This is a genomic window from Streptomyces boncukensis, from assembly GCF_011045075.1.
GTDB classification, from domain to species: domain Bacteria; phylum Actinomycetota; class Actinomycetes; order Streptomycetales; family Streptomycetaceae; genus Streptomyces; species Streptomyces boncukensis.
In genome coordinates this window covers 1-7,335 of the sequence record NZ_JAAKZZ010000381.1, presented here as the reverse complement: position 1 = coordinate 7,335, position 7,335 = coordinate 1, and the positions used below count along the sequence as shown (strand labels likewise).

Here is a 7,335-nt window from a genome sequence, read left to right as displayed (position 1 = left end):
GCCGCGCCCCCTGGCCCGTACCAAGGTGGACCGGCTGACCGCTGCCGAGCTGGACGCGCTGGGGGCGGGCGACGTCGCCGCCGTGTTCGGCCCCGCGTACGACCAGCGCGGCCTGGCCCCGCACGAGCTCCCCGCGCGCTGGCAGACGCGGCTGCTGCGCGAGGTCACCGCCGTCGAGCCGCGCGGCGGCCGGTACGCGCAGGGTCTGCTGCGGGCCACCGCGCTCCCGGCGGCGGAGCCCGGCGGCGGCGACTGGCCCCGGCTCGTCGCCCTGGCGGCCGAACTCCTGCGGGTCCACGCCTTCCACCAGGGGCTGCACCTGTGTGTCCCGGGCGCACGCGCGGCGCCCGTCACTGACCGCCCCGTCCGCACCGGGTTCCCGGGCGCCCCCGCGCCGGGCACCGGGGGGCCGGAGCCGGAGCCGGACGCGGAGCTGGTACTGGAGCTGGAGGTGACCGAACAGGGCCTGGCCCCGCGGCCGTACGTGATCGGCGACTGCCGCTTCACCCGGTCGGGGCGCGAGGTGGCCCGGGTGCGCGACGCCGGGGTCGTCCTGCGCGAGGGGCCGGGCACCGGCCTGGAGATCGGTCTCGACCGGCCGAGCTGCCGCAAGGGGCCGTCCGGGGAGCGGGTTCCCGGCAGCGAACTGCACCTGGCCCTCGTCGCCGAGGGCGAGGCGGGAGTCCGCATCCACGGCGTCCCCGAGGTGCGGGTCACCGCGCGGACGCGGCCCCGGCTGCCGCGCGGCGACCTGCTCATGGTGGACCGGTGCACCGGAGGACACGGCGGCGCGTGGCGCGAGTACCGGCCCGGGTCCGCGCTCTCCAGCGCGTACGACGTGCCCGACGACCCGTGGTACCTGCGCGAGAACGCGGGCGCGCTGCCGCAGCTGGCGCTGCTGGAGATGGCGCTGCAGCCCATGGGGGCCTTCGGCTGGCTCCTCGGCGCCCAAGGCGAGTACCCCGACCAGAGCCTCGTGTGCCGCAACCTCGAAGGCAGCGCCCGGCTGCTGCGGGACGTGGAGCTGCGCGGCGCGACCGTCGAGCAGCGCGCGGTCCTCACCGCGCACACCCCGCTGCCCGGCGGCCTGCTGCACCGCGGCGACCTCTCCCTGAGCACCGGCGGCGAGCCGTTCTGCGAAGTCTCCGCGGTCACCGGGTACGTCACGTCCGAGCTGCTGGAGCGGCAGCGGGGCATGGACGGCGGGCGGTGTCTGCCGCCCTGGCTGGACCGCTGCCCGCAGCCCCCGGACCGGGTGCGCCGGCTCGATCTGCGGGAGGACACCAGGCTGGGGCACGGGCGCCTGGCGCTGCTGGAGGAGGTCGCCCTCGTCCCCGGCGGCGGTGACCACGGCGCGGGGTACGCGCTGTGCGACAAGCCGGTACGCGCCGACGACTGGTTCTTCGCGCAGCACTTCCTCCACGACCCCGTGATGCCGGGCTCGGCGGGTGTGCAGATGCTCTACCAGGCCGTCCACGCCTACGCGCTGTACACCGGCCTGGTCGCGCATCTGCCGCGCCCGCGCTTCGCCCTCGCCGCGGGCGAGGAGCTGCGGTGGACGTACCGGGGGCAGATCCTCCCCGAACACCGGTGGGTCCGGGGCGAGGTGCAGCTGCGCGAGGCGCGCCGCGCGGCCGACGGCTCGGTCCTGCTGCTGGCCGACGGCAGCGTGTGGCGCGACGGGCTGCGCATCTACCAGGTGGACAACATCGCCCTGCGGGCCACGCCCGGGGCGCCCGGCGGCGCGGAGGCGCAACGATGACGGCACCGGCCGTACGGCACGATACGGAAGGGCTGTACGAGGTCCTCGCGGCGCTCGACCGCCCCTGCTACATCGTCGACCGCGCGGGGCGGGTGGGCGCAGCGCACCGGCCGCCGGCCCCGGGCTCCGGGGCCGAACTGCTCGCCGCCGCGGGCCCGCTGCCGCCCGGACGGCTCGGCTCGGCGGACTTCCGGCGGGACCACGGCGTCCGGTACGCCCATATGGCGGGCGCGATGGCGGGCGGCATCGCCTCCGTCGAGCTGGTCGCCGCGCTGGCCCGCGCCGGACATCTGGCCGCCTTCGGGTCAGCGGGGCTCCCCGAGGAACGCGTCGAGACGGCCCTCGCCCGGCTCGCTGCCGAACTCGGCCCCGCGGGTGCGCCGTTCGGCTGCAACCTCATCCACAACCCGCTCGCGCCCGCCACCGAGCGGGCCTGTGTGGACGCCTGCCTGCGGCACGGTGTGCGCTGCCTGGAGGCGTCCGCGTTCGTGCAGCTCACCCCGGACCTGGTGCGCTACCGGGTCGCCGGGCTGCGCCGCGACGCGGCCGGCGGTGTCCGCGCCGAGCACCGGGTGGTCGCGAAGGTCTCGCACGCGCGGATCGCCGAGCTGTTCCTGCGCCCGGCGCCGCGCGAGATCGTCGAGGAGTTGCGGGCCGCCGGGCGGGTCACCGCCGAGCAGGCCGAACTCGCCCGCGCCGTACCGATGGCCGACGACATCACGGCGGAGGCGGACTCCGGCGGCCACACCGACCGCCGTCCGCTGGCCGTGCTGCTGCCCGCGCTCCTCGCGCTGCGCGACCGGCTCGCCCGCGAGCATCCGCACCCGCACGGCACCCCGGTGCGGATCGGCGCGGCCGGCGGCCTCGGCACGCCGCACGCGCTGGCCGCCGCGTTCGCGCTGGGTGCCGCCTATGTGGTCACCGGATCCGTCAACCAGGCCACCACGGAGGCGGGCACCTCGGCCGGCGTCAAGCGGCTGCTGGCCCGCGCCGATGCGACGGACTGCGCCATGGCCCCGGCCGCTGACATGTTCGAGCAGGGCGCCCAGGTGCAGGTGCTCACCCGAGGCACCCTCTTCGCCGGCCACGCGGCCCGGCTCCGCCGGCTCCACGAGCGCTACGACAGCCTGGAGGCCCTGCCGGCCGAGGAGCGCCGCCGGCTCCAGGAGAGCGTCCTGCGCCGCCCGCTGGAGGAGGTCGTGGACGAGTGCCGCGGCTATCTGAAGGCCCACCACCCGGACGAGCTGCCGCGCGCCGAGCGGGATGCGAAGTTCCGGATGGCCCTGGTCTTCCGCTGGTATCTGGCGATGGCCTCCCGCTGGGCGACCTCCGGGCGGTCCGAGCGCTCCGGCGACTGGCAGATCTGGTGCGGCCCGGCGATGGGCGCCTTCAACGCCTGGACCGCGGGCAGCGCGCTGGCCGCGCCGGAGGAGCGGCACGCCGCCGCCGTGTCCCGGCATCTGCTGCGCGGTGCGGCCTTCCACGCCCGGGTCGGCCAACTGCGCCTGTCCGGCGTGCGGTTCCCGGCGGGCTGCGCCGAGTACCGGCTGCCCCCGGCGGCCGCGGCCGTCCCCGCCGCGCGCGAGGACGTCACCGGGCAGGCAGCGGCGGGGTGCCCGTGACGCCCATGACGACCGAGTAGAGCGCGGTGTCGGCGGCGATGAACAGCCGGTTGCGCTTGGCGCCGCCGAAGCGGATGTTGGCGACGACGCCGGGCACCCGCAGCCGTCCGAGCAGGGTGCCGTCCGGGTCGTAGCAGTGCACTCCGCCGGCCAGGGCCGCGGCCCAGAGCCGCCCGCCGTCGTCGAAGCGGATGTTGTCGAAGTTGCCGCTCCCGCAGGTGACGAAGACCTCGCCGCCGGACAGCGTGCCGTCCTCGCGCACGTCGAAGACGCGGATGTGGTTGGCCCGGCTGTCCGAGACGTACAGCCGGGTCTCGTCGGGGGAGAAGACGAGGCCGTTGGGCCCGCTGAACCCGTCCGCGACCAGCCGCACCCGAGCGGAGTCCGGGTCGGCGCGGTAGACGTTGCAGGCGCCGATCTCGCTGTCCGCACGGTGCCCCTCGTAGTCGCCGGCGATCCCGAAGTCGGGGTCGGAGAACCACACGGAGCCGTCCGACTTCACAGCCGCGTCGTTCGGGCTGTTCAGGCGCTTGCCCCGGAAGCGGTCGGCGAGCACGGTGAGCGTGCCGTCGTGCTCGGTGCGGGTGACGCGCCGGTTGCCCTGCTCGCAGGTGATCAGGCGGCCCTCGCGGTCCAGCGTGTTGCCGTTGGGGTGGCCGGCCGGCGCGCGGAAGACGCCGACCTCCCCGGTGGTCTCGTCCCAGCGCAGCAGGCGGTCGTTGGGGATGTCGCTCCACACCGTGTAGCGCCCCGCCGGCACGTAGAGCGGGCCCTCGGCCCAGCGGCACCCGTCGTGCAGCAGCTCCAGCCGGGAGTCGCCGGCGTGGCATCTGCCGGTGCGGAAGCGGTCGTCGAGGATTTCGTACAGCGAGGGCTGAGCGTCGAACATGATCCTGCTCCTCACGTGTGATGCCGGATGCTGTACTGCCGATCGATGATATTCTCGGACCGTATTCCGATCGTCAAGGTTCGATGGAAGGAAGGGAGGAACCCGGCGTGGATGACACCGACCGGCGGCTCCTCGCGCTCCTCCAGGAGGACGCCACACGCTCGTACGCGGCCCTCGGCCAGGCCGTCGGCCTCTCCGCCGCTGCCACCCACGAGCGCGTGCGCAAGCTGCGCGAGCAGGGGGTGATCCGGCGCACCGCGGCCGAGGTGGACCCGGCCGCGGTCGGCAAGGGCGTGCTGGCCTTCGTCCTGGTCGACGCCACGTCCTGGATGGGCGACTCCGGCGCGGAGCTCGCCGCGCTGCCGGAGATCGAGGAGGCGCACGTCGTGGCGGGCAGCGCGTCCGTGCTGGTGAAGGTGCGGACCTCGACGACCGAGCGGCTCCAGGACGTGCTGCGGGGGCTCTACGGCATCGACGGAGTGAGCGGTACGCGGGCGACGGTGGTGCTGGACACGCTCTTCGAGCGCCCCGTCACCCCGTGACCCGCGTCCGCCGCCGATGCGGGGCCCGCCCCGCCGGCCGAGGGCGGGGCCTACCGGGCGAGGGCGTGGCGGATGTTCGTGCCGGTGAAGGCGAGCGCCGCCGCGGCGACCGCCGCGAGCAGCACCAGGCCCGCCGCGTACGAGTCGAACAGGCCCCACACCGCGCCCATGACCAGCGGGGGTACGAAGCCGCCCAGCCCGCCCGCGGCGCCCACGACGCCGGTCACCGAGCCCACCTTGTCCGCCGGTGCCAGCAGCGCGACCAGGGCGAAGACCGCGCCGCTGGCCGCGCCGAGCGCGGCGGCCAGCGCCAGGAACGCGAGCGTGCCGACCGGCAGCAGCGGCGGGGTCAGCGACTGGACGAACGCGCCCGCCACCACCACGGCCAGCGAGCAGCCCAGCACCCGCGCCGGCCCCACCCGGTCGGACAGCCAGCCGCCCATCGGCCGCATGGCCAGCGCCAGCAGCACGAACCCGGCCATCCGGTTGGCCGCGTCGGCCTGGGAGAGGTCGTACCCCGTCTTGAGGTAGGTCGGCAGATACACCGAGAACGCCACATAGCCGCCGAACGCCACGGCGTACAGCGCCGACGCCTGCCAGGTGACCGCGAGCCGGCAGGTCGCGGCCAGCCGCCGGGCGAGCGGCTCGGGCCGGTGGACGTCCCCGGGCGCGTCCCGCAGGGCGAGCGCGGCCACCACCGCGTACAGCGCCAGCACGGCCGCCGTGAGCAGGAACGGGGTGGCCATGCCGCGCGCGTCCACCAGCTGAACCGCCGTCAGCGCGGCGATCGCGGTACCGCCCATGCCCGCGCCGAACAGGCCGATGGCGAACCCCCGCCGCTCCGGCGGGAACCAGGCGCCCGCGAACGGCACCCCGACGGCGAACGCCGTGCCGCCGATGCCCAGGAAGAAGCCGCCGACCAGCAGCGCCGGCAGCGAGGAGTGCCCGGCCAGCCCCAGATACAGCACGGGCACGATGGTGGCGGCCGAGACCAGCGGAAACATCACCCGCCCCCCGTACCGGTCCGTCAGCGCGCCCACCGGGACCCGGCCCAGCGAGCCGACCACCACCGGGACCGCCACCAGCAGCGACTGCTCGAACGAGGACAGCGCCAGGGAGTCCTTGAAGCGCGGGCCGAGCGGGCTCAGCAGTGCCCACGCCCAGAAGTTGAGCGCGAAGCCGACCGTGGCCAGGAGCAGCATCAGCCACGCCCGCCGGGAGCCCGGCGCCGGTCCGCCGCCCTGCGCTCCCGGCCCCTGCGAATCGCCCGGCTCTCCCGGCTCCTTCGCCCTTCCCGGCTCTGCCGGCTCTACCGGGTCTACCGGCTCTGACGACGCTCTCGGTTCTCGCAGCATCCTGCCGCTCCTCGTGCTCAGGGAATGCGGTGGTCCGGTGGCTCCGTGACCCGGGCGATGACCGGGGGCCCCGGCTCAGCAGCCAGGCTGGGGGAGCCGGCCTCGCCGCGGGGTGGGCCATCCGTCCCTCCCGGGCGGCCGAGCGGGCCCCCGGTGGACAGCTCCGCGGGGGCCCGCGGGGTCCATCCGCCCTCGGGGCCGTAGCCGAAGCGGATCAGCAACTGCGGACAGCAGCGCCGCTGCTGTGTGCCCCGCAGCGCGTGCCGCAGGTCCGGCCACTCCATCGCCTGGTGCAGCATGGAGGTGCGCACCCCGTGCGCGGTGGCCACCAGCAGCGCGTGCTGCAGGGCCTGGCCGGCCCGAAGCCAGTCCACGCGGCGGTCGTGCGCGGTGCACAGCACCGCCAGTTGCGTGTGGCGTTCGAACCGCAGCGCGGGGGCGCGCCGGGTGCGCCGGGCAGCGGCGAAGTCCCGTAGGGGGATCCGCCCGGCCAGGTCCCGCGGCCCCAGCGCTGTCACCGGGATGCCGTACGCGCCCGCGCCCGGCGGCGTGACCCAGGTCCGGCTCTCGGCGGCGCGCCCACTGTCGGCCACGTTGCGGGACTCGCCGGCGGCGGTGAGCCGCAGCACGCGCTGGATCCCCGCGAACGCGGGCACCCGCAGCCACGCGCCTTCGACCCGGGCGGCCCGGGTCAGCTCCGCCACGACCGGTCCGGGCACCGGGCGTCCGGTGAACGGCATCCGGCTGGAGTGCCGCCGCGCGATGGCCTGGTACAGGGCCGGACCCCACCGCTCGCGCGGATACGGCCGCTCGATCAGCCGTACACCGGCCAGCAGCGCCGGCTGGTCCGGCCGGGGCAGCAGCCGTACGACCGGGCGCCGGCCCAGCCGGTCGGCGGCCAGCCGCAGATTGAACACGGCCGCGCCCACCGACAGATACTGCGCCCGGCACGCCGGATCGGTCAGCGGCAGCGCCCGCTGCGGCGCCCGGTGGACCTCGATCGACCGCGTGACCGGGTCGGCGTGGAAGCGCCAGGGCTGGGTGTTGTGGATCGACGGGGCCGCCGTCGCCGCCGCGAGCAGGACCTCCAGATCCTCGGCGGTGAGCAGCGACAGGTCCGGGACGGTCATGTCCTGACCCCTTTCTTGCGCGTACGGGGCGGGCG

General features: G+C 76.0%; 6 protein-coding genes. 3 read left to right on the top strand and 3 right to left on the bottom strand.

From position 1 onward, the window contains the following. Both G5C65_RS27320 and G5C65_RS27315 read left to right on the top strand, forming a co-directional pair. The coding region (locus tag G5C65_RS27320) for a hotdog family protein (RefSeq protein ID WP_165301649.1) at positions 1-1,762 on the top strand (1,762 nt) is incomplete at its 5' end. Beyond that, positions 1,759-3,384 (top strand): PfaD family polyunsaturated fatty acid/polyketide biosynthesis protein, encoded by a 1,626-nt coding sequence (locus G5C65_RS27315; RefSeq protein ID WP_165301647.1) that lies wholly within the window; start codon positions 1,759-1,761, stop codon positions 3,382-3,384. The genes G5C65_RS27320 and G5C65_RS27315, both read left to right, overlap by 4 nt. Here the strand turns inward: G5C65_RS27315 and G5C65_RS27310 are convergent. Next, a complete protein-coding gene (locus G5C65_RS27310) occupies positions 3,353-4,273 on the bottom strand; it encodes an SMP-30/gluconolactonase/LRE family protein (RefSeq protein WP_165301645.1) in 921 nt (306 codons plus the stop codon). The genes G5C65_RS27315 and G5C65_RS27310 overlap by 32 nt on opposite strands. Before the next feature lie 107 nt (positions 4,274-4,380). Between G5C65_RS27310 and G5C65_RS27305 the strand changes: the two genes are divergently transcribed. Further along, complete coding sequence (locus G5C65_RS27305) at positions 4,381-4,815, top strand: AsnC family transcriptional regulator (protein WP_165301643.1); 435 nt, start codon at positions 4,381-4,383, stop codon at positions 4,813-4,815. Between the two features lie 50 nt (positions 4,816-4,865). Here the strand turns inward: G5C65_RS27305 and G5C65_RS27300 are convergent, their stop codons facing one another. Together G5C65_RS27300 and G5C65_RS27295 are read right to left on the bottom strand one after the other, a co-directional pair. Then, entirely contained in the window at positions 4,866-6,017 is a 1,152-nt protein-coding gene (locus G5C65_RS27300) for an MFS transporter (protein WP_165301641.1), read from the bottom strand. Between the two features lie 170 nt (positions 6,018-6,187). Next, positions 6,188-7,300, bottom strand: coding sequence for an Acg family FMN-binding oxidoreductase (locus G5C65_RS27295; RefSeq protein WP_165301639.1), 1,113 nt, complete (start codon positions 7,298-7,300; stop codon positions 6,188-6,190). Between the last annotated feature and the right edge of the window lie 35 nt (positions 7,301-7,335).

What these genes read in the sequence shown, in the direction of transcription:
- G5C65_RS27315 (WP_165301647.1), top strand. Translation starts at nt 1,759, where the DNA reads ATGACGGCACCGGCCGTACGGCACGATACGGAAGGGCTGTACGAGGTC.
- G5C65_RS27295 (WP_165301639.1), bottom strand. Translation starts at nt 7,300, where the DNA reads ATGACCGTCCCGGACCTGTCGCTGCTCACCGCCGAGGATCTGGAGGTC.
- G5C65_RS27310 (WP_165301645.1), bottom strand. Translation starts at nt 4,273, where the DNA reads ATGTTCGACGCTCAGCCCTCGCTGTACGAAATCCTCGACGACCGCTTC.
- G5C65_RS27300 (WP_165301641.1), bottom strand. Translation starts at nt 6,017, where the DNA reads ATGCTGCTCCTGGCCACGGTCGGCTTCGCGCTCAACTTCTGGGCGTGG.